This window comes from Actinomadura sp. NPDC049382, assembly GCF_040677125.1.
GTDB classification, from domain to species: Bacteria; Actinomycetota; Actinomycetes; order Streptosporangiales; family Streptosporangiaceae; genus Spirillospora; species Spirillospora geliboluensis.
Genome location: NZ_JBFARO010000143.1, coordinates 1 through 19,987, shown reverse-complemented (window position 1 = coordinate 19,987; position 19,987 = coordinate 1). Strand labels below are relative to the sequence as shown.

The 19,987-nt window shown below is 74.9% G+C and carries 20 protein-coding genes and 3 tRNA genes; 10 read left to right on the top strand and 13 right to left on the bottom strand.

The genetic code is table 11. The features are described from left to right. The coding region (locus tag AB0K34_RS40630) for a hypothetical protein (protein WP_364554014.1) at positions 1–195 on the top strand (195 nt) is incomplete at its 5' end. An 18-nt stretch (positions 196–213) separates the two neighbouring features. Here AB0K34_RS40630 and AB0K34_RS40625 read toward each other — a convergent pair. Next, positions 214–846 (bottom strand): GntR family transcriptional regulator, encoded by a 633-nt coding sequence (locus AB0K34_RS40625; RefSeq protein WP_240808544.1) that lies wholly within the window; start codon positions 844–846, stop codon positions 214–216. A gap of 150 nt (positions 847–996) precedes the next feature. Between AB0K34_RS40625 and pdhA the strand changes: the two genes are divergently transcribed. The 4 genes from pdhA (at position 997) to AB0K34_RS40605 (ending at position 6,228) form a co-directional block, all read left to right on the top strand. Further along, on the top strand, positions 997–2,112 hold the full coding sequence (gene pdhA / locus AB0K34_RS40620) for a pyruvate dehydrogenase (acetyl-transferring) E1 component subunit alpha (protein WP_138641530.1): 1,116 nt from the start codon (positions 997–999) through the stop codon (positions 2,110–2,112). A gap of 11 nt (positions 2,113–2,123) precedes the next feature. Continuing rightward, positions 2,124–3,140: an alpha-ketoacid dehydrogenase subunit beta gene (locus tag AB0K34_RS40615; RefSeq protein WP_138641531.1), complete on the top strand. Its 1,017-nt coding sequence runs from the start codon at positions 2,124–2,126 to the stop codon at positions 3,138–3,140. After that, positions 3,137–4,444, top strand: a complete 1,308-nt coding sequence (locus AB0K34_RS40610; RefSeq protein WP_364554012.1) for a dihydrolipoamide acetyltransferase family protein — start codon at positions 3,137–3,139, stop codon at positions 4,442–4,444. The genes AB0K34_RS40615 and AB0K34_RS40610 overlap by 4 nt, the downstream gene beginning before the upstream one ends. Before the next feature lie 131 nt (positions 4,445–4,575). After that, the gene (locus AB0K34_RS40605; protein WP_364554010.1) at positions 4,576–6,228 is read left to right on the top strand and encodes a DUF4331 domain-containing protein; all 1,653 of its coding nucleotides are present in this window, start codon (positions 4,576–4,578) and stop codon (positions 6,226–6,228) included. Positions 6,229–7,064: 836 nt separating this feature from the next. Here the strand turns inward: AB0K34_RS40605 and AB0K34_RS40600 are convergent. Beyond that, a complete protein-coding gene (locus AB0K34_RS40600; protein WP_364554008.1) occupies positions 7,065–7,280 on the bottom strand; it encodes a hypothetical protein in 216 nt (71 codons plus the stop codon). A 406-nt stretch (positions 7,281–7,686) separates the two neighbouring features. Between AB0K34_RS40600 and AB0K34_RS40595 the strand changes: the two genes are divergently transcribed. The 5 genes from AB0K34_RS40595 (at position 7,687) to AB0K34_RS40575 (ending at position 12,104) form a co-directional block, all read left to right on the top strand. Beyond that, complete coding sequence (locus AB0K34_RS40595) at positions 7,687–8,895, top strand: hypothetical protein (protein ID WP_364554007.1); 1,209 nt, start codon at positions 7,687–7,689, stop codon at positions 8,893–8,895. Between the two features lie 65 nt (positions 8,896–8,960). Continuing rightward, positions 8,961–9,578 carry an ECF RNA polymerase sigma factor SigK gene (gene sigK / locus AB0K34_RS40590; RefSeq protein ID WP_364554005.1) on the top strand — a complete coding sequence of 206 codons (618 nt, stop codon included), beginning with the start codon at positions 8,961–8,963 and terminating at the stop codon, positions 9,576–9,578. After that, positions 9,575–10,309, top strand: a complete 735-nt coding sequence (locus AB0K34_RS40585; protein ID WP_364554003.1) for an anti-sigma factor — start codon at positions 9,575–9,577, stop codon at positions 10,307–10,309. The genes sigK and AB0K34_RS40585 overlap by 4 nt, the downstream gene beginning before the upstream one ends. A 38-nt stretch (positions 10,310–10,347) precedes the next feature. Further along, entirely contained in the window at positions 10,348–10,998 is a 651-nt protein-coding gene (pnuC, locus tag AB0K34_RS40580) for a nicotinamide riboside transporter PnuC (protein ID WP_301176742.1), read from the top strand. Beyond that, the gene (locus AB0K34_RS40575; protein ID WP_301176741.1) at positions 10,995–12,104 is read left to right on the top strand and encodes an AAA family ATPase; all 1,110 of its coding nucleotides are present in this window, start codon (positions 10,995–10,997) and stop codon (positions 12,102–12,104) included. Before pnuC ends, AB0K34_RS40575 begins: the two co-directional genes overlap by 4 nt. Before the next feature lie 15 nt (positions 12,105–12,119). On the opposite strand, the gene AB0K34_RS40570 is transcribed toward AB0K34_RS40575, so the two are convergent. From AB0K34_RS40570 to AB0K34_RS40520, 11 genes are all read right to left on the bottom strand, one after another. Next, positions 12,120–12,407 (bottom strand): hypothetical protein, encoded by a 288-nt coding sequence (locus AB0K34_RS40570; protein WP_301176740.1) that lies wholly within the window; start codon positions 12,405–12,407, stop codon positions 12,120–12,122. Next, complete coding sequence (locus AB0K34_RS40565; RefSeq protein WP_301176739.1) at positions 12,404–12,706, bottom strand: hypothetical protein; 303 nt, start codon at positions 12,704–12,706, stop codon at positions 12,404–12,406. The genes AB0K34_RS40570 and AB0K34_RS40565 overlap by 4 nt, the downstream gene beginning before the upstream one ends. A gap of 101 nt (positions 12,707–12,807) precedes the next feature. Continuing rightward, the gene (locus tag AB0K34_RS40560) at positions 12,808–13,962 is read right to left on the bottom strand and encodes an ROK family transcriptional regulator (protein WP_301176738.1); all 1,155 of its coding nucleotides are present in this window, start codon (positions 13,960–13,962) and stop codon (positions 12,808–12,810) included. Positions 13,963–14,053: 91 nt separating this feature from the next. Next, a complete protein-coding gene (locus AB0K34_RS40555) occupies positions 14,054–15,898 on the bottom strand; it encodes a glycoside hydrolase family 3 N-terminal domain-containing protein (RefSeq protein ID WP_301176737.1) in 1,845 nt (614 codons plus the stop codon). Between the two features lie 87 nt (positions 15,899–15,985). Continuing rightward, a tRNA-His gene (locus AB0K34_RS40550) sits at positions 15,986–16,057 on the bottom strand. A 104-nt stretch (positions 16,058–16,161) separates the two neighbouring features. After that, positions 16,162–16,234 (bottom strand) — tRNA-Met (locus AB0K34_RS40545). Position 16,235: 1 nt separating this feature from the next. Continuing rightward, a tRNA-Ser gene (locus tag AB0K34_RS40540) sits at positions 16,236–16,320 on the bottom strand. Positions 16,321–16,519: 199 nt separating this feature from the next. Next, the gene (locus tag AB0K34_RS40535; RefSeq protein ID WP_301176736.1) at positions 16,520–16,783 is read right to left on the bottom strand and encodes a sigma factor-like helix-turn-helix DNA-binding protein; all 264 of its coding nucleotides are present in this window, start codon (positions 16,781–16,783) and stop codon (positions 16,520–16,522) included. 51 nt (positions 16,784–16,834) lie between these two features. After that, entirely contained in the window at positions 16,835–17,770 is a 936-nt protein-coding gene (locus AB0K34_RS40530; protein ID WP_301176735.1) for an ROK family protein, read from the bottom strand. After that, positions 17,767–18,888 carry a mannose-6-phosphate isomerase, class I gene (gene manA, locus AB0K34_RS40525; protein ID WP_356948778.1) on the bottom strand — a complete coding sequence of 374 codons (1,122 nt, stop codon included), beginning with the start codon at positions 18,886–18,888 and terminating at the stop codon, positions 17,767–17,769. The genes AB0K34_RS40530 and manA overlap by 4 nt, the downstream gene beginning before the upstream one ends. 312 nt (positions 18,889–19,200) lie before the next feature. Then, positions 19,201–19,941, bottom strand: coding sequence for an MFS transporter (locus AB0K34_RS40520; protein ID WP_364553999.1), 741 nt, complete (start codon positions 19,939–19,941; stop codon positions 19,201–19,203). Positions 19,942–19,987 lie beyond the last annotated feature (46 nt).

The following is a 19,987-nucleotide window of genomic DNA, read 5'->3' as shown; positions in this document are numbered from 1 at the left end:
GCGGATCTGCTCGCGGCCCGGCGTGCGGGACGGGCTGATGCCCGACACCACGCGGATGGCCTCCAGCATGCGCAGCACGCCCATCCCGGTGACCTGATCGCGCGGGGCGAGGCCGCGGCGGCCGAGCGGGAGCTGCGCTCCTACCTCGACGACGCCGAGGCGCAGCTCACCAAGGCGTACCGCGCGCAGGGGTGAGCGCCCCCGCGGCGGGGTTCACGACGCCGGCGCGTAGTTCATGACGTGCTCGTGCAGCAGCTGCGGCGCCTCGGGGTCGCCGCGCCGGAACGCCTCGATCAGCTCGGCGTGCTCGGCCGACTTGGAGTAGATCTCCGTCTGGTGCAGGCGCAGCGACAGCGTCGTCCACAGCTCGATGCCGAGCCCCTCCCAGACCGAGACGAGCAGCCGGTTCCCGGCCGTCTCGACGATCTCGCGGTGGAAGGCGATGCTGAGCCGCATCTGCGCCTGCAGGTCGCCGTCCCGCGCGGCCTCGGCCAGCCGCTCGTTGTGCTCCTCCAGGGCGTCCACGCAGCCGGCCAGGCGGGGCAGGGCCAGCTCGACGGCCGTCCGCTCCAGCCCGGCGCGCACCGGGAAGATCTCGGCGAGGTCGCGCTCGGTGAACTCGCGGACGCGGGCGCCGCGGTTCGGCAGCGACTCGATCAGCCGCTGCGCCTCCAGCTGGCGGAGCGCCTCCCGGACGGGGCCCTGGCTGACCCCGAGCTCGGTGGCGATCCGGCGTTCGACGACGCGCTCGCCGGGCTCCCAGCGGCCCGAGCTGATGCCCTCCACGATGAACTCCCGGATCTGGTCGGCGAGTCCGGTGCGCAGCAGCTGGGCGGGCGTGTTCACGAAACTCGATCGTAGCGCCACGATGGGTAAGTACCTCGTGATGGGGTAGGCGAATCCTGACCGCGTGGAATATGATCGATCATAGATCAATGATGATCGGGAGTGTCGTGGCGATCCTACGGCGCTACCCCGGATAGAGGAAGGTCGCCGATGGCTGAGACCGCCAAGGCCGCTCCGGCGCGGGGCCGGAGAACGCGCGGCGCCAAGGCCGCCGGGCCGAAGTCCGCCGCGCCGCCGCCGAACGGATCCGTCCCGGCAGAGGACGCCGAGACGCTCGTCGGCTACTACCGGCAGATGCTGCTGATCAGGCGGTTCGAGGAGCGCGCCGCCCGCGCCTACACCGAGGCGAAGATCGGCGGGTACTGCCATCTGAACCTCGGCGAGGAGGCCACGGTCGTCGGGCTGATGGCCGCGCTGCGCCCCACCGACTACCTGTTCACCAACTACCGTGAGCACGGCTACGCGATCGCCAAGGGCATCGGGGCCGACCGCGTGATGGCCGAGCTGTACGGCCGCTCCACCGGCGTGTCCAAGGGCTGGGGCGGGTCGATGCACCTGTTCGACGTCGAGACCCGGCTGCTCGGCGGGTACGGCATCGTCGGCGGCCAGCTGCCGCTCGCGACCGGCGCCGCGCTCGCCGTCTCCTACAAGGGCGGCGACGAGGTCGTCATGTGCCAGATGGGCGACGGGACGGCCGCGATCGGCGCGTTCCACGAGTCGCTGAACATCGCCGGCCTGTGGGACCTCCCCATCGTCTTCGTTGTGATCAACAACGGCCTGGGTATGGGCACCACCGTGGAGAACTCCGCCGCCGAGCCCGAGCTCTACAAGCGCGGCGCCGCCTACCGCATGGAGAGCGCCCGGGTGGACGGCGCCGACGTCGTCGCGGTGCGCGACGCCGCGGCGGTCGCCGTCGAGCGCGCCCGCGCCGAGAGCAAGCCCTACCTGCTGGAGACCCTCAGCCCCCGGCTGAAGGGCCACTCGGTCGTCGACCCGGCCCGCTACCGGACCAAGGAGGAGAAGGAGGCCCTGAAGGCCGCCGACCCCCTCGCGAAGATGGCGCTGGACCTGGAGGAGGCCGGGATCCTGTCCCACGACGACCGCGACCGGCTGGACGCCGAGGTCACCGCGGAGGTCGACGAGGCCGCCGCGTTCGCCGACGAGAGCCCCGCTCCCGACGTCTCCACGCTGTTCGACTACACCTACGCCACCCCGGTCCCGGGCGACCTCCGCCGGTTCCCCGCCGACCCCGTATTCCGTTCCTGAGAGGCACCCCCATGGCAACCGTGACCTACCGCCAGGCCCTCCGGGACACCCTCCGCGCCGAGATGCTGCGGGACGAGAACGTCCTGCTGCTGGGCGAGGAGATCGGGCTCTTCGAGGGCTCCTACAAGATCACCGAAGGGCTGCTGAAGGAGTTCGGGCCGAAGCGGGTCCGCGACACCCCGATCGCCGAGGAGGGCTTCGTCGGCGCCGCGATCGGCGCCGCGATGCTCGGCCTGCGCCCGGTCGTGGAGATCATGACGATCAACTTCTCGCTGCTCGCGCTGGACCAGATCGTCAACCACGCCGCGAAGATCTACGGCATGTTCGGCGGGCAGACCAGCGTCCCGATGGTGATCCGCACGCCGGGCGGCGGCGGGCAGCAGCTCGGCGCCACCCACTCGCAGAACGTCGAGCTGTTCTACTCGTTCATCCCCGGGCTGAAGGTCGTCGCGCCGTCCACGCCCGCCGAGGCGTCGGCGATGCTGAAGGCCGCGATCCGCGACGACGACCCGGTGCTGTTCCTGGAGAACCTCGCCCTCTACAACACCAAGGGCGAGATCCCCAACGCGATCGAGGACGTCGAGCCCGCCGAGATCGGCCGCGCCGGCGTCACCCGGGAGGGCACCGACATCACGCTCATCGGCTACTCGCGGATGGCGCGGGTGGCCGGCGAGGTCGCCGACAAGCTCGCCGCCGAGGGCGTGTCCGCGGAGGTCGTCGACCTGCGCAGCCTGCGCCCGCTCGACCGCCAGACCATCGTGGACTCGGTCCGCAAGACCGGCTGCGCGGTCGTCGCCGAGGACGACTGGCTCACCTACGGCATCGGCGCGGAGATCGCCGCGACCATCCAGGAGGGCGCGTTCGACTGGCTGGACGCCCCGGTCCGCCGCGTCGCGATGGCCGAGGTGCCGCTCCCCTACGCCAAGTCCCTGGAGTCGGCGGCGCTGCCGTCCGCCGAGTCCCTGCTCACCGCCGTCCGCGACACGCTCCGCGCGACCGGCCGCCCGGTTCTGGAGAACGTTTCATGACCGAGATCCTCATGCCCCGCCTCTCCGACACCATGGAGGAGGGCGTCATCAGCTCCTGGCAGAAGCAGCCGGGAGACGAGGTCGCGGTCGGCGACGTCCTCGTCGACATCGAGACCGACAAGGCGGTCATGGAGTACGAGGCCTACGAGGCCGGCGTGCTGGAGGAGATCCTGGTCCCCGAGGGCGAGTCCGCCGCGATCGGCGCGCCGATCGCCCGGATCGCCCCGGCGGGCGGCGCCGCGCCGGCCGCGCCGGCGGAGCCCGCCGCCGAGCCGGAGGCGAAACCGGAGCCCGAGCCGGAGCCCGCGGCCGCCGCACCCGAGGCCACCGCACCCGCGGCCAAGGCCGAGGAGGCGGCTCCGGCCGCCGCTCCCGCGCGGGCGCCGGAGCGCTCCGCGGCGACCCGCCCGCCGTCGTCGCCGCTGGCGCGCCGGCTGGCCCGCGACCACGGCATCGACCTCGCGTCGCTGTCCGGGTCGGGTCCGGGCGGGCGCATCGTCCGCGCCGACATCGAGGCCGCCATCCGCTCCGGCGGCGCGGCCGAGGCACCGGCCGCCGCCGCACCGGCCGCTCCCGCCCCCGCGGCCCCGGCGCCCGCAGCCCAGGCGCGCGCGGCGGACGAGGACGTCGAGGCCGTCCCGCTGAACCGCTTCCGCAAGGTCGCGGCCAAGCGGCTGACCGAGAGCAAGCGCGACGCCCCGCACTTCTACCTCAACCGCGAGGTGGACGCCGAGGCGCTGCTGGCGTTCCGCAAGACCCTGAACGAGGCGCTCGCCCCGGCCAAGGTCAGCGTGAACGACCTGATCGTGAAGGCGGTCGCGACCGCGCTGCGCGAGCACCCGGCGGTGAACGTCTCCTACACCGAGGAGAACCTGCTCTTCCACAAGCGGATCCACGTCGGCATCGCCGTCGCCGTGGAGGACGGCCTCGTCGTCCCCGTCGTCAAGGACGCCGACCGCAAGAGCGTCTCCCAGATCGGCGCGGAGAGCCGCGAGCTGGCCGGCAAGGCCCGCGAGGGCAAGCTCAAGCTCGACGAGATGAGCGGCGGCACGTTCAGCGTCAGCAACCTCGGCATGTTCGGCGTCAGCTCGTTCTCCGCGGTGATCAACCCGCCGGAGGCGGCGATCCTCGCGGTCGGCGCGGTGCGGGACGAGCCCGTCGTCCGGGACGGAGAGGTCGTCCCTGGCAAGCGCATGGCGGTGACGCTGTCGGTCGACCACCGGGCCACCGACGGCGCGACGGCCGCGCAGTTCCTCGCCCGCCTGGCCGAGCTCCTGCAGAACCCGCTGCTGATCGTCGCGTAGCGCGCGGCACACCGTTGAAGGGCCTCCCGCCGGTCGGCGGGAGGCCCTTCGCGGTTCGGCGGTGACCGCATCCGGCCAGCGCGCCGGACGGACCAATCAGGTCGGGCGCGGGGCGCGAAGGAGGGGCGGGCATGGCGAAGAGACCGGTCGATCCGGCGTCGCGGCAGACCTGGCCCAGCGCCGACGGACCGGCGCCGCCGCGGCGGGCATCCGGGGCCGGGCAGGGGTTCACGATGCCGACACTCCAGACGTCCAGGGCGCGGGCCGCCGCGCTGGCAGCCGCCGGGGGCCTGCTGCTGGCGAGCGCGTCCGCCGGGCTCGCGCCGAGGCCGGGCACCGCGTCCAGCCACCGCGAGGCGCCGCTCATCTCCGGGCAGCCGCAGTACGACAACACCGACGTGTACGCGTTCGTCAGCCCGGACAGGCCGGACACGACAACGCTGATCGCGAACTTCATCCCCTTCCAGGACCCGGCGGGCGGGCCCAACTTCTATAAGTTCGCACGCGACGCCCGCTACGACCTGAACATCGACAACGACGGCGACTCGCTGCCCGACCTCACCTACCGGTTCCGGTTCCACGACCGGCTGAAGAACCCGAACACGTTCCTCTACAACACCGGGCCGGTGACCAGCCTCGACGACCCGGACCTCAACTTCACCCAGACCTACGACCTGACGCTGATCCGGCGCGTGGACGGCACCGTGCACAGCGTCCGCGAACTGGCCGGGAACGCGCCGGTCGCGCCGTCCAACGTGGGCAGGGCGTCGATGCCGGACTACGCGGCGCTGCGCGCGCAGGCGATCAGGGCGGCGGGGAACGGGGTGGCGGCGTTCGCCGGGCAGGCCGACGACCCGTTCTTCCTCGACCTGCGCGTCTTCGACCTGCTCTACGGGGCGAACCTCAAGGAGGTCGGCAACGACACCCTGCGCGGATACAACGTCAACACCATCGCTGTGCAGGTGCCCACGCGGCATCTGGTCACGGGGAACGACCCCGTGATCGGGGTGAACTCGACGGTGTCGCGGCTCACCGCGTCCGGGGAGTACGCGCAGGTGTCGCGGCTCGGGAGCCCGCTGGTGAACGAGGTCGTCATCCCGCGCGGCAGGAAGGACGCGTTCAACGCGTCCACGCCATGGCAGGACGCGCAGTTCGCCGGGTTCGTCACCGACCCGGAGCTGCCGAAGCTGATCGAGAAGATCTACCGGATCCCGGCGCCGCCCGGGCCGCGCCAGGACCTCGTCCAGGCGTTCCTGACCGGCGTGCCGGGGCTGAACAAGCCGGCGCGCGTCCGGCCGGCCGAGCTGCTGCGGCTCAACACCTCCATCAGGCCGGCCCCGAAGCCCGACCGGCTCGGCGTGCTCGGCGGCGACAAGGCCGGCTTCCCGAACGGCCGGCGGCTCACCGACGACGTCGTCGACATCGAGCTCCAGGCCGTCGAGGGCGAGCTGCTCGGCACGAAGAACGACCTGGGCGACGCCGTCAACGCCAACGACGCCGGGTTCGGGAAGGCGTTCCCGTACGTCGCGCAGCCGCATTCCGGGTCGGACGTGCGCGGCGCTGCGAGGCCGGGCGCGCGGGCGTCCGGAACGTCCGCGAAGAAGGACGGCGAGCAGGTGAACCTCCTCAACGCGGGCGCGGTCGAGGACGCGCCGGACGGCGGCGGCGGGCCGCTCTCCGCGCTGCCGGTGGCGGCGCTGTCGGCCGCCGGTGGGTTCGCGCTGGCCGGCGGGCTGCTGTGGTGGCGGCGCCGCCGCCCCGCGGCGGGACGGCACGAGAACTGATGCGCCCCCTCATCGCCGGGGTCTCGGCCGCCGGGCTGGTCGCGGCGCTGACGCTCGGATCGGCGATCGTGCTCGGCCGCCCGTCCGATGCGCCCGCCGCCGCCCGGCCGGCCGGGGCCCCGGGCTCCGGCATCGCCGCGCTGCAGGCCCGGCTCCGGGAGCAGCCGCGCGACGCATCGGGCTGGGCCGCGTTGGGCGTCGCGTACGTCGAGCAGGCCAGGGTGACCGGCGACCCGACCTACTACCCCAAGGCGGACGACGTCCTGCGGCGCTCCCTGCGGGAGGCGCCCGGCAACGACGGCGCGCTCGCCGGGCTGGGCGCGCTGGCGGCGGCCCGGCACGACTTCCACGGCGCGCTGCGGAACGCCGACCGGGCCCTCGCCGCGAACCCGTACGGGCAGCGGGCGGCCGCCGTCCGGGTGGACGCGCTGGTCGAGCTGGGCCGCTACGGCGAGGCCCTCGCCGCCGCCCGCCGCGCCGACTCCGTCCGCCCCGGCGTCCCGGTCTTCACACGGCTGGCGTACGTGCGGGAGCTGCGCGGCGAGGTGCGGGAGGCGCGGCGCGTGCTGGAGCTGGCGCGCGCGTCGGCGACCGACCGCGGCGACCTCGCCTACATCGCGGCGCAGCTCGGCGAGCTGGCCTGGAACGGCGGCGACCTCGGGCGGGCCGGCCGCGAGTACGCCGAGGCGCTGCGCGCGTCGCCCGGGTACCTGCCCGCGCTGGACGGCCGCGCCCGCGTCCGGGCCGCGCGCGGCGACGTCGCGGGCGCGCTCGCCGACCGGGCCGAGACCGTCCGGCGGCTACCGCTGCCGCGCCACCTGACCGAGTACGGCGAGCTACTGGAGTCGGCGGGACGGCGCGACGAGGCCGGGCGGCAGTACGCGGTCGCGGCGGCGTGGACGCGGATCGCCGAGGCGAACGGCGTCGCCGCCGACCTGGAGACCGCGCTGGCCGAGGCCGACTACGGCGATCCGAAGACGGCGCTCCAGGCGGCGCGCGCCGAGTACGAGCGACGCTGCCCCGGCCGCGGCATGCGGCAGTGCAGCGTGCACGCGGCGGATACGCCGGCCTGGGCCCTGCACGTCAACGGACGCGACGCGGAGGCGCTGCGCTACGCCCGGCAGGCGACCGCGACGGGCTACCGCAGTGCGCTGTTCCGCTTCCACCTCGGCGCCATCGAGAAGGCGGCCGGGAAGCGCGCCGCCGCGCGGCGCAACCTGGCCGCGGCGCTGCGCCTCAACTCGCGGTTCTCCCCGCTGTGGGCGCCGCGTGCCAGGGCCGCACTGGACGACCCTCGGAGGCGCACCGTGATCGCCGCCGTGCTCGCCGCCGGGCTGCTGGCGGCGCACCCGCTGGGGAACTTCTCCGTCAACCGCTACGACGGGCTCGTCGCGGCCCCGCACGAGCTGCGCGTCGACCACGTCGAGGACCTCGCGGAGATCCCCCGCCGCGCAGGCCATGCCCGAGGTGGACGCCGACGGCGACGGGCGCCCGTCCGCCGCCGAGCTGTCCGCCTGGGCGGCCGGGGCCTGCGGGCAGGCCGCGTCGTCCATGCGGATCACGGTGGACGGCCGCGCCGTCGCCGCGTCGGTGGCGGCGGCGTCCGCGACCGCGCCGCGCGGGCAGGCGGGGCTGCCGACGCTGCGCCTCGAATGCCGCGTCACCGCGCCCGGCGGGCCCGGGGCGGTCACCTTCCGGGACGGCGGGGCGGACGGCCGGACCGGCTGGCGGGAGATCACCGCGCGGGGCGACCGGATGACGCTGACCGCGTCCGACGTGCCGGGGACCTCCGCCAGCCGCCGCCTCACCGCCTACCCGGCGGAACGGCTCGCCTCCCCGCTCGACCGGCGGTCGGCGGCGCTCACCGTCCGGCCGGGCGGGGCGCCGCTCGCCGCGCCCGCGTCCGGCCGCAGCCCGGAGCGGCTGCTGCCGCGCGGCGCGGACGGGCTCACGCAGCGGTTCACGTCCCTGGTCGCCCGCCGCGACCTCACGCCCGGGTTCGCCGCGCTCGCCTTCCTGGCCGCGCTGCTCCTCGGCGCGCTGCACGCGCTCGCGCCCGGCCACGGGAAGACGATCATGGCGGCGCACGCGATCGGGGACGGGCGGCGGCGGGCGCGGGACGTCCTCACCCTGGGCCTCACGGTCGCCCTCACCCACACGGCGGGGGTGCTGGCGCTCGGCGTGCTCGTGACGACCGGGACGGTCCTCGCGCCGGACGCGCTGTTCTCCTGGCTCGGCGCGGCGGGCGGCGTCCTCGTGACGGCGGCCGGGATCGTGCTGCTGCGCCGCGCCCTCCGCAACCGCCGCCACCCCCATGGGCCTGGACATGGACATGGTCACGCTCACCCGCATTCGCGGCGGGGCGGGGTCGTGCTCATGGGGCTGGCGGGCGGCCTGGTGCCGAGCCCGTCCGCCGTGGTGGTGCTGGTCGGCGGCGCGGCGATCGGGCGGGCGTGGTTCGGGGTCGTGCTCGTCCTCGCCTACGGTCTCGGCCTCGCCGCCGCGCTCGCGGCGGTGGGCGTCCTCGTCGCCGGCTCCGGGCGCGCCCTGCTGCGGCGCATTCCGGCCATGCGGCCACGGCTGCCGAGCGGAATGATGCCCGTAGGGACATCCGCGGCGGTCGTCCTCCTCGGGCTCGGGCTGACGCTGCGCGGACTCGTCCCATGACGTCCGGTCCGAGGCGGCGCCCGGTCCGCGGTGCCGGACGGACGGGCCACCGAGGGGAGCGCGGCATGCCGGCGGAGACGGGACCGCCGGGCGGCGGCACGGTGCCCGCGCACGACGCGGACGTGCTGCTCGGCCGGGTCGCGCGCGGCGACGAGCGCGCGTTCGAGCTGCTGTACGACGCGGCGGCGCCGGCGGTGTACGGGCTGGCGCGGCGGGTCGTCCGCGACCCGGCGATGGCGGAGGAGGTGGCGCAGGAGGTGATGATCGAGGTGTGGCGGTCCGCGGCCCGCTACGACCCCGCGCGCGGCGGCGCCATGGCGTGGATCGCGACGATCGCGCACCGCCGGGCCGTGGACCGGGTGCGGCGCGAGCAGGCCGCGGGCGAGCGCGAGGCGCGGGCGGCCCGCGAGGGAGCGGGCGGCACGGGGGCGGGCGGCACGGGGGCGGGCAGCGTGCCCGACCCGGTGGCCGAGCGGGTCGAGACGCGGCTGGAGCACGAGCGGGTGCGGCGCTGCCTGCGGACCCTGACCCGGCTGCAGCGCGAGTCGGTGACGCTCGCCTACTACGGCGGCCACACCTACCGCGAGGTCGCCGCCCTGGTCGGGGCGCCGCCCAACACGGTGCGGACCCGCATGCGCGACGGAATCATCCGGCTGCGCGACTGCCTGGGGGTGGCGGGATGAGCGACGATCCGCACGCCCTGGCCGGCGCGTACGCGCTCGACGCGATCGACGACGCGGCGGAGCGGCGGCTGTTCGAGGCGCACCTCGCCGGCTGCGAGGCGTGCGCGACCGAGCTGCGCGAGTTCCGGGAGACGACGGCCCGGCTCGCCATGGCGGCGGCCGAGGCTCCCCCGGCGGCGCTGCGCGGCCGGGTGCTGGCGGGAGTCCGGGACGTCCGGCAGCTCCCGCCCGTCCCGGAGGCGGCGCGCCGGGCCCCGCCGCGCCCGGTCAGGCCGCGGCGGTGGCGGCGCGCGGCCGTCGCCGGACTGGTGGCCGCCGCCTGCCTGGTGACGGCGGCGTCCGTCGGCGCGGTGGTCCGCGAACATCACCGGGTGGAGCGGACGGAGGCCGCCTACCGGGAGGTCGCGTCGGTGCTGTCCGCGCCGGACGCGCGCGCGGCGGCGGGCCGCGCCGCCGGGGGCGGGACGGTCACGATCGTCGCGTCCGCGCTGCGGGGGCGGGTGGTCGTCTCGGCGTCCGGGCTGCGGGCGCTGCCGCCGTCGAAGGCGTACCAGCTGTGGCTGATCGACCCGGCCGGGCCGCGCTCGGCGGGCCTGCTGCCCGCCGGGCGGACCGGCCCCGTCGTCGCCGGGACGTGGCGCCCCGCCGACAAGCTCGGCGTCACCGTCGAGCCCGCCGGCGGCTCGGCGCGCCCGACCACGGAGCCGCTCGTCCTGCTGAGTCCCGCCTGACCTGCGCCGCCGCCCGGCGATATGTGATCATTGCGGGCATGTCGGTGCACGTTCCGCTGGGCCCGCTGCTGGAGCCCGCGTTCCATCTCGGGTCCGTCCCCACCACGTGGGCGGAGCTGCTCGGCTTCGCGACCGGCGCGGTGAACGTGTGGCTCGTCGTCCGGCAGAACATCCTGAACTGGCCGATCGGCATCGCGAACGTGGTCCTGCTCGGGCTGGTGTTCCTGGACGGCGGCCTCTACGCCGACTCCGGGCTCCAGGTCGTCTACGTCGCACTCCAGCTGTACGGGTGGTGGGTGTGGCTGTACGGCGGCGACGGCCGGGACGCGCTCCCGGTGCGGCGCACCCGGCCCGGCGACTGGGCGGCGCTCATCGCGGCGGGCGCCGCCGGGACCGCCGTCCTGACCTGGGCGCTGTCGGCGTGGACCGACTCGACCGTGCCGTTCTGGGACGCCCTCACCACCGCGATCTCGCTCATGGCGATCTACGGGCAGTCCCGGAAGCTGCTGGAGTCGTGGTGGCTGTGGATCACCGCCGACCTCGTCTACATCCCGCTGTACTTCCATAAGGACCTCAAGCTCACCAGCGCCCTGTACATCGTCTTCCTGGCGCTGTGCGTCTCCGGGCTGCTGGCCTGGCGCCGCGACCTGCGCGCCCGCGCGGCGGAACCGGCGGTCGCGGCGGCGTGAGGTACGCGCACGGGCTCGTGATCGGCAAGTTCTACCCGCCGCACGCCGGCCACCACCACCTGATCGACACCGCGGCGGCGGCGTGCGACCGGGTCAGCGTGGTCGTCGCCGCGTCCAGCGTGGAGAGCGTCCCGCTCGCGCTGCGGACGGCGTGGCTGCGCGAGGCGCACCGGCAGCCGCACGTCGAGGTCTTCCCCGTCGTGGACGACGCGGAGATCGACTACGGGTCGGACGAGATCTGGTCGGCGCACGTCGTGGCGTTCCGGGCGGGGCTCGCGATGCGGTCCGGCCTCGGCGTGCACGTCCCGCCGGTGGACGCGGTGTTCAGCTCCGAGGCGTACGGGCCCGAGCTGGCGGAGCGCTTCTCCGCCGTCCACGTCCCGGTCGACCCGCCGCGCGACCGCCACCCGGTCAGCGGCACCGCCGTCCGGGCGGACCCGGCGGCGCACTGGGAGTTCCTGTCGCCGCCCGTCCGGGCGCACCTGGCGCGGCGGGTCGCGGTGGTCGGCGCCGAGTCGACCGGGACGACGACGCTCGCCCGCGCGCTCGCCGCGCACTACGGGGAGCGGGGCGGGGTGTGGGCCGCGACCCGGTGGGTGCCCGAGTACGGCCGGACGTTCACCGAGGAGAAGCTGGCCGCCGCCCGCCGCGCCGCCGGCGACCCGGCGCTGTGGCTGGACGACCTGGTCTGGGAGACGGCCGAGTTCACCGAGATCGCCGAACGCCACGCGGCCCTGGAGGACGCGGCGGCGCGGTCGGGGTCACCGCTGCTGGTCTGCGACACCGACGCGTTCGCGACCGTCGTGTGGCACGAGCGCTACCTCGGGACCCCGGCGCCGGAGGTGGAGGCCGTCCACGAGCGCGTCCCGCACCACCTGTGGATCCTGACGTCGCCGGAGGGCGTCCCGTTCGAGCAGGACGGCCTGCGCGACGGCGAGTCGATCCGGTCGTGGATGTCGGGCCGCTTCCAGGAGGAACTGGAGAAGCGGGGCCTGCCGCACATCACCGTTACGGGGCCCCACGAGCAACGCCTGGCCGCCGCCGTCGCGGCGACCGACGCCCTGCTCACCGAGGGCTGGACCTTCAGCGACCCGCTGACGCCCTAGCCCTCGGCCACGCCGTCATCCGAGCCATACCAGCTTCGTGATGCGGAACTCCTGGATGTCGGCGAGCACCACGTAGTCGAAGAACACCGAGGCGCTCGCGACCGCCACGCAGTACGCGACGCCGGCGTCGTCCTGCGGATCGCCCGGCGGGCTGCCCCCCGAGCCGATCGCCGCGGCCCCCGCGACCGCGAAGTCGCAGAAGAACCTGATCATGAAGTGCTTCAGCGGGGGCGGCATGGACTCGATGACGCCGGCCGCCTCCTCCACGCAGAAGACGGTCCAGCCGGCCTTGTGAAAGGTCACCCGGCGCCTTCGCGCGACCGGCTCCGACGCATGATCTCCTCCAGCGACACCAGTTCGCTCCGGTCGGCGGTCAGCGCCCAGTCGCGGCGCTCGCGGCGCCCCGGGGCCTGGTCGAGGTGCGCCTCCGCCCACCAGCGGTCCATGACCCGCTTGAAGTCGTCCTCCTCCTTGGCGGCCATGACCTCCGCCAGGAACGCGGCGCGCTTCTCCTCCGTCAGCCACTCGCCGATGCCGGCGACCGTCCGCGGGACCCGGTGGACCCGGCCCGGAAGGGATGGCTCTACCGGTTGTGCGCTCATGCCGCTCCCGCCCGTCTGGTCCGGTCCCCGCTCGCCCGTACCTCCGGGACCCTACAACCTCCCCCCGACAGGACGGCGGACCGTTTCGCGCGGCGCGTTCGTCACCGGCCACGCCGGGGCGGCGCGGTCGAGGCGGCGTGGTCGAGGCGGAAGAGGTCCTCGTCGATCCGGTCGAGCGCGAGGCGGACGGCGCCGAGCCCCACCGCCTCGTCCCCCAGCCGGGAGCCCTCGACCCGGACGGGGGCGAGGCACAGCGGCCGGACCAGCCGGCGCAGCTCGTCGACCAGCGGGCCGCCGGCCCCGGCCAGCGGCCCCGCCACGACGATCATCTCCGGGTCGAGCGCGAGGGCCATCGCCGCGACGCCCCGGGCCATCCGGGCGGCGAGCGCGTTCACCCGCGCCCGCGCCGCCTCGTCGCCGGCCGCCGCCGCGTCCAGCACCCGCACCGCCCGGTCGAGGGACGGCTCCCCCGCCAGCGCCGCCGCGGTGTCGCGCAGCCCCAGCTCGGGCAGCATGCCGACCTCCCCGGCGGCGCCGCGGCGGCCCCGGTGCAGCCGTCCGCCGATCAGCGCGCCCGTCCCGGCGTCCAGCGCGGCGTACACGCACACGACGTCGTCGGCGGCGCGGGCGGCGCCGCGCCACCGCTCGGCCAGCGCGGCGAGGTTGGCGTCGTTCTCCACCAGGACGGGGCAGCGGAACGAGCGGCCCAGCTCGCGGGCCAGGCGGACGCCCGCCCAGCCCGGCGGCACCGTGCAGGACGTGACCGTCCCGTCCGGGGCGACGACGCCGGGGGTGCCGGCGGCGACCGCCCACAGCGACCGGCGGCCGACCCGCACCGCGCCGAGGAACGCCGTGACCGCGGCGCGCACCGCCGCGATCCGCTCCCCCGCCGGGGCCAGCGGGTCGAGCGCGGTGCTGCGGCCGCCGACGACCTCGCCGGTGAGGTCCGCGACGAGCAGCCGCACCCGGTGCGCCCGGATGTCGATGCCGAGCGCGTGCCCCGCCTCGGCGCGGAACCGGTACCGGCGCGCGGGACGGCCGAGCCCGGCGCCGGGCCGCGGCGCGTCCTCGGCGGCCAGCCCGCGGCGGATCAGCTCGCCCAGCACGCCCTCGGTCGTCGGCCGCGACAGCCCGACCCGCGCCGCCAGCTCCGACAGCGTCGCCTCGCCGCCGTCGCGCAGCGCCCGCAGGGTCGCGGCCGAGTTGAGGCGGCGGAGCACCGAGGGATCTGCCCCGAGCAGCGGACGTTGCGACACGGCACCTCTCGACGGCGATCGGCGCGCGGGGCCGCCCGGCGCGCGGCTGCGCCAAGGATAGCCAGGTCAGCGGGGACGATCGAGACCTCGGCTAGTCATAGGTCAGGCCGTAACCGAACGGGAAGAGCGGCTTCTTGCCGTCGCCCCTGTTGATGGGCTCCTGGTCGCCGCTGCGCATCCACGTCACCGGCAGCTTCCCGCGCGGGTCGGCGTCGCCGTACAGGACGTCGGCGACGCCCTGCCCCTCCGTGCCCGGCAGCCACGCCGCGACCAGCGCGTCCCACTTCGGCAGGTCCTCGGCGACGTCCAGCGGGCGGCCCGACACCAGCACCACGACCACCGGGACGCCGGCGTCGCGCAGCCGGTCGATGGTCTTGCGGTCGGCGTCGTCCAGGCCGAGGCCGTCCGTCCGGTCGCCGTGGTACTCCGCGTACGGGGTCTCGCCCACCACGGCGATCGCCGCGTCATAGGACGGGTCGATGCCGGAGCCGTCCTTGCTGTAGGTGACGGTCGCGTCCGGGTCGGCGGCCTTGCGGATGCCGTCCAGGATCGTCGTGCCCGGGGTGATCGGGCCCGGCTTGCCCTGCCAGGTGATCGTCCAGCCGCCGGACTGCATGCCGATGTCGTCCGCGCTGCGGCCCGCGACGAACACCTTGTCGTCGTCGTCCAGCGGCAGGACGTCGTCGTCGTTCTTCAGCAGCACCTGCGACTCGGCGACCGCCCTTCGCGCAAGCGCGCGGTGCGCGGCGCTGCCGACCGTCTTCAGGTGCGACCGGTCCGCCATCGGCTCCTCGAACAGGCCCAGCTCGAACTTCTTGGTCAGGATACGGCGGTTCGCGTCGTCGATGCGCTCCATCGGGACGTCGCCGTTCTTCACCTCGTCCCGCAGGTAGTCGATGAAGCGGCGCCACTCGGTCGGCACCATCACCATGTCGATGCCGGCGTTGATCGCGGCGGCGACCTCGTCCTTGGTGAATCCGGGCTTGCCGTCGATCTCGTCGATGCCGTTGTAGTCCGACACCACGAACCCGCCGAAGCCCAGCTCGCCCTTCAGCACGTCCGTGATGAGGTACTTGTTCTGGTGCATCTTCAGCCCGTTCCACGAGCTGTAGGAGATCATCACCGAGCCGACGCCGCGCTTCACCGCCGCCTGGAACGGCGGCAGGTGCACCGCGCGCAGCTCCTTCTCCGGCAGCCGCACGTCACCCCGGTCGTCGCCGCCCTCGGTACCACCGTCCCCCACGTAGTGCTTCGCCGTGGCCAGCACCGACGTGGGGCCGCCCAGTTCGTCCCCTTGCAGCCCGTCGATGACCGTCGTCATCATCGTCGCCAGTTCCGGCACCTCGCCGAACGACTCGTACGTCCGCCCCCACCGGTCGTCGCGGGCGACGCAGACGCACGGGGCGAAGTCCCAGTCGACGCCCGTCCCCGCCATCTCCGCCGCGGTCGCGGCGCCGATCCTGCGGACCAGCGCGGGATCGCGGGTCGCGCCCAGCCCGATGTTGTGCGGGAAGATCGTCGCGCCGACCATGTTGTTGTGGCCGTGCACCGCGTCCACGCCGTACATGAGCGGGACGCGCAGCGGCCCGGCGAGCGCGGCCCGCTGCAACCCGTCGTACATGTCGGCCCAGCTCTCCGGCGTGTTCGGCTCGGGCGCCGACCCGCCGCTGGACAGCACCGACCCGATCCGGTAGCGAGTGACCTCGTCCGGCGTGACGTACCTGCGCTCCGGCTGCGTCATCTGGCCGAGCTTGTCCGCCAGGCTCATCCGGTCGAGCAGGTCATCGACCCGGTCCTGGACGGACAGGTGCGGGTCAAGGTAGGGGGCGGGTCCCGGTTCCGCCCGCACGGGCCCGCCGTAGCCGACGAGCGCCAGCGCCGCCAGCGCGCCGAGCGCGAGGAGCCGGGACCGCATCGATTGCAGGGAGGTGCGCATGCGGAAAGCTTTTCCAGGGTTGATCAAACACAACGCAACCGGATGTCCGCGCATGGGCAATATCTGTCGGTCACCGCCAGGACAAAGGGCCCTCGATCGGGATCGAACCGACACCTCCAGGACCACAACCTGGCGTGCAGACCACTACACCACGAAGGCCGTGTCTCCGGCAGGAAGCCCTGTTGGCCCTGGCCAACCAGATGCCACCTCCGGGTCCGCAACCCGGCGCGCTCTCCACTGCGCCACGGAGACATGTCACTGCGTACCAGGTGCAGGAATCGAACCTGCCTGCTGCGGGATATGAATCCGCCGGACACACCAGCATCCCCACCTGGGGCGGAGGGTGCGAGACTCGAACTCGCGCAGGGTCGCCCCTGACCACGGCTTAGCAAGCCGCTGCCTTCCCACTCGGCCAACCCTCCGGGAAAACAAAAAGACCGCCCGCGGCCTGCGGGCGGTCAACGTCGGAACGTACTGCTCATGTCCCTCGGCGACTCCCGAGACCGGAAAGGCTACGGCCGTGCATTCGATGGCGACGCATTTCCCTCTCCTCCCGGTCTCATTCCGTGCAACACCCATGCTGCCGCGGCGATTCCCGCCCGGCAACCCATTTATCCGCCGTCAGACGGCGGACCTGGACGCCTCCAGCGCCGCACTCAGTGCGCGGAGCGCGTGGTAGACGCGGACCTTGACCACGTCCACCGGCACCCCCAGCGACGCCGCGGCCTCGTTGACCGACCGGTCCCGGAAGACCGTCTCGGTGAGGATCTCGCGATGCGCGGACGGCAGCGCCTGGAAGGCCCGGGCGACCACCGCGGGGCGCATCCCCCGCCCCGCCGAACCGGGGCCGGACGAACCGGTGTTCTTGCCCATTCGCAGTGCCACGCCACGAACCTCGCACCCCACCGCCCCAAGCGCCCGCCCCTTATGCCCGCGTTAAGGAAGCGTTGAGGGTGGGATTCGGGGGGTCGGGGTCAGGGGGGTGTTGGAGGCGAGGAGGGCCAGGGCGGCGGCGCCGTAGAGGCCCGCGTCGCGGTCGAGGGTGGTGGCGGCGACGTTCAGGTCGCGGAGGTGGGGCATGCCGGCGCGTTCGGCGATGGCCTTGCGGAGGGGGTCGAGGAGGAGGTCGCCGGAGGCGGCGACGCCGCCGCCGATGACGACGTCGCGGACGTCCAGGACGGCGGCGGTGCCGAGGACGGCGGTGGCGAGGGCGGCGGCCGCGCGCTGGAAGGCGGCGAGGGGGATGCGGGCGCCGCCGCGGGCGGCGGTGGCGAGGGCCTTGGCGTCGGGGCGGCCGGTCGCGAGGGTCCAGCCCTGGGCGAGCGCCCAGCGGACCATGCTGGGGCCGCCGGCGACCGTCTCCAGGCAGCCGCGGGCGCCGCACACGCAGGGCTCGCCCTCGTGGTCGACGAGGACGTGGCCGATGTGTCCGGCGTTGCCGGTGCGGCCCGTCCAGGGGCGGCCGTCGAGGATGAGGCCGCCGCCGACGCCGGTCGACACGACGATGCCGAGCAGGGACCGGGCGCCGTGGCCGCCGCGCCACCATTCGCCGAGGGCCATGCACTGGGCGTCGCCCGCGAGGGAGACCGGGACGCCGGGGACGAGGCGCTGGACGGCAGCGACGAGGGGGTAGCCGCGCCAGCGGGGGATGTTGATCGGGCTGACCGTGCCGGCGGCGGTGTCGATCGGGCCCGCCGAGCCGATGCCGACGCCGGTGACGGAGGGGTCGGCGAAGTCGGCGACGAGGCCGCGGAGGGTGGCGGTGGGCGACTGGCCGACGGGATGCTCGGCGCGGTCCAGGAGCGTTCCGGACGGGTCGACGCGGGCGACGGCGAACTTGGTGCCGCCGATGTCGAGGGCGAGGACGGTCATGACCCGATCCCCGGGAGGACGCGGTAGAGCGTGCCTTTTCCGGTGAGGTGGACGGCGGGGGCGCCGGCGGGGACGAAGGCGGCCTCGCCGCGGGCGAGGGTCAGGGGCCGGGGGGTCGCGAGCGTCGCCTCGCCTTCGAGGCAGAGCAGGGTCTGGGGCAGGCCGGTGGGCAGGTCGACCGCGTCGGCGAGGTCGTGGTGGACGAGGGTGAACTCGTCGACGCCGGGCCGGTAGAGGTCGCCGGCGGGTTCGACCCTGGCGGGGGCGGACGGGGCGAACTCGACGACGCGCATCAGTTCGGGGACGTCCACGTGCTTCGGGGTGAGGCCGCAGCGCAGGACGTTGTCGGAGTTCGCCATGACCTCGATCGCGAGGCCGCCGAGGTAGGAGTGCGGGACTCCGGCGTCGAGGAAGAGGGCCTCGCCGGGCTTCAGTTCGACGTGGTTGAGCAGGAGCGCGGCGAGGACGCCGGGGTCGCCGGGGTAGGCGCGGGCGATGTCGGCGTGGACGCCGGTGAGGGCCGGTTCGACCGCTTGGAGGATCGGAGCGGAGGCCGCGTCCAGCATCTCCGTGAGGACGGTGCGGAGGGCCTGCGCGGGCGGTGCGGTGCGGAGCGTCTCCGCCCAGGGGCGCAGCGCGGGGACGGCGAGGTCGTCGAGGAGGGCAGCCGTCGCGGTCGGCTCGCGGAAGCCGCAGAGGCCGTGGAAGTCGGTGAGGGCGCAGACCATCTCGGGCTTGTGGAAAGGGTCCTTGTAGGTGCGGGCGGGGTCGCCGATCGGGATGCCGCGTGCTTCTTCGGCGGCGAAGCCCGCCCGCGCCTGCGCCATGGTGGGGTGCACCTGGAGGGAGAGCGGTTTCTCGACCGCGAGCACTTTGAGCAGGTAGGGCAGCGTCGGGCCGAAGCGGGCCAGCGAGGGCGCGCCGAGCATCCCGGCCGGGTCGCGTTCGATGAGGACGTTGAGCGGCGTCCCGTCCACCGACGACGGGGCGGCCGGATGCGCGCCCGCCCACAGTTCGGCCTGCGGGCGCCCGGTCGGCGCGGTGCCGAGCAGCTCCGGCAACGCGGTGCGCGACCCCCAGTCGTAGGGCCGGATCACGGTGGACAGCGGCAGGGGCACCAACCCGCGCGTTCTCCTTACTCGGTGCGCCAAGTCGGGAGGTCGGCGCTCGTGGAGGACAGCGTACAAGCGCCGGGGGACGGCGGGCACTCGGCCGTCCGGGTGAACCGCGGCGGGCCGCCCCCCGAACTGCTGGGCGGGGGACGGCGTCCGGCGGGCCCGACCCTCTAGGATGAGCGCCGGGGGAGGTGGTGGACGTGGGCAAGCACAACAAGCCGGCGACGCGGTCGTGCCCCGGCTGCAACGGGACCGGGACCAGCACCGCCACCCATGAGCGCTGCAACGTGTGCCACGGCACAGGGCGCATCTGAGTTAGCGCCGTATCTGGACGAGCGTGATCAGCAGCACGGCGGCGCAGGACGCCCAGGCCAGCGCCGCGTAGCCGCCGGCCGACAGGACGGCGGTGGACGCCAGGCTCGCGGCGGCGGCGATCGTCCAGACGGCGGCGTCGACGGCGCCCTCGACGTGCGGGCGGTCCGCCTCGGGGAGGTCGCGGGCGAGCCGGCCGCTGCCGCCGACGAAGCACAGGTTCCAGCCGTAGCCGAGCAGGAACAGCGCCAGGGGGCGTCCCACGGAGCCGGTGGCGACGGCGGCGAGCGCGGTGGACAGCGCCAGGGTGAGCAGCCCGCCGACGATCACGGGACGGGCGCCGAAGCGGTCGAACAGGCGACCCGTCACGGGTGACAGCGCGAACATGCCGAGCGTGTGGGCGGACAGGGTCATCCCGACGGCGTCGAGGCCGTCGCCGTGCAGGTGCATGTCGAGCGGGGCGGCGGTCATGACGGCGACCATCACGACCTGCGCCGTCACCATCACCGTCAGCGCGGACCGCGCGGCGGGGGTCCGGATCAGCCTGCGGACGGGCACCGGTGGGGTGAGGGCGTCCGACCGTCCGCGCGGGGTGCCGGTGGCGGCGGCCGCGGCGATCGCGCAGGTGAGGACGGCGAGGAGGAACGGGCCGGTCAGGGAGGGAAGCCCTGCGTCGCCGGCGAGGGTGCCGGACGGGTCGAGCAGCAGCGGGCCGCCGACGGCGCCGGCCGCGGCCGACCACACCCCCAACCCCAAGGAGAACCCGCGCCGCCCCCCCCCCCCCCCCCCC

Excerpts from the sequence above, each read along its gene's own strand:
- pdhA (WP_138641530.1), top strand. The coding sequence starts at position 997 with ATGGCTGAGACCGCCAAGGCCGCTCCGGCGCGGGGCCGGAGAACGCGC.
- AB0K34_RS40615 (WP_138641531.1), top strand. The coding sequence starts at position 2,124 with ATGGCAACCGTGACCTACCGCCAGGCCCTCCGGGACACCCTCCGCGCC.
- AB0K34_RS40610 (WP_364554012.1), top strand. The coding sequence starts at position 3,137 with ATGACCGAGATCCTCATGCCCCGCCTCTCCGACACCATGGAGGAGGGC.
- AB0K34_RS40605 (WP_364554010.1), top strand. The coding sequence starts at position 4,576 with ATGGCGAAGAGACCGGTCGATCCGGCGTCGCGGCAGACCTGGCCCAGC.
- AB0K34_RS40595 (WP_364554007.1), top strand. The coding sequence starts at position 7,687 with ATGCCCGAGGTGGACGCCGACGGCGACGGGCGCCCGTCCGCCGCCGAG.
- sigK (WP_364554005.1), top strand. The coding sequence starts at position 8,961 with ATGCCGGCGGAGACGGGACCGCCGGGCGGCGGCACGGTGCCCGCGCAC.
- AB0K34_RS40585 (WP_364554003.1), top strand. The coding sequence starts at position 9,575 with ATGAGCGACGATCCGCACGCCCTGGCCGGCGCGTACGCGCTCGACGCG.
- pnuC (WP_301176742.1), top strand. The coding sequence starts at position 10,348 with ATGTCGGTGCACGTTCCGCTGGGCCCGCTGCTGGAGCCCGCGTTCCAT.
- AB0K34_RS40565 (WP_301176739.1), bottom strand. The coding sequence starts at position 12,706 with ATGAGCGCACAACCGGTAGAGCCATCCCTTCCGGGCCGGGTCCACCGG.
- AB0K34_RS40555 (WP_301176737.1), bottom strand. The coding sequence starts at position 15,898 with ATGCGCACCTCCCTGCAATCGATGCGGTCCCGGCTCCTCGCGCTCGGC.
- AB0K34_RS40530 (WP_301176735.1), bottom strand. The coding sequence starts at position 17,770 with ATGACCGTCCTCGCCCTCGACATCGGCGGCACCAAGTTCGCCGTCGCC.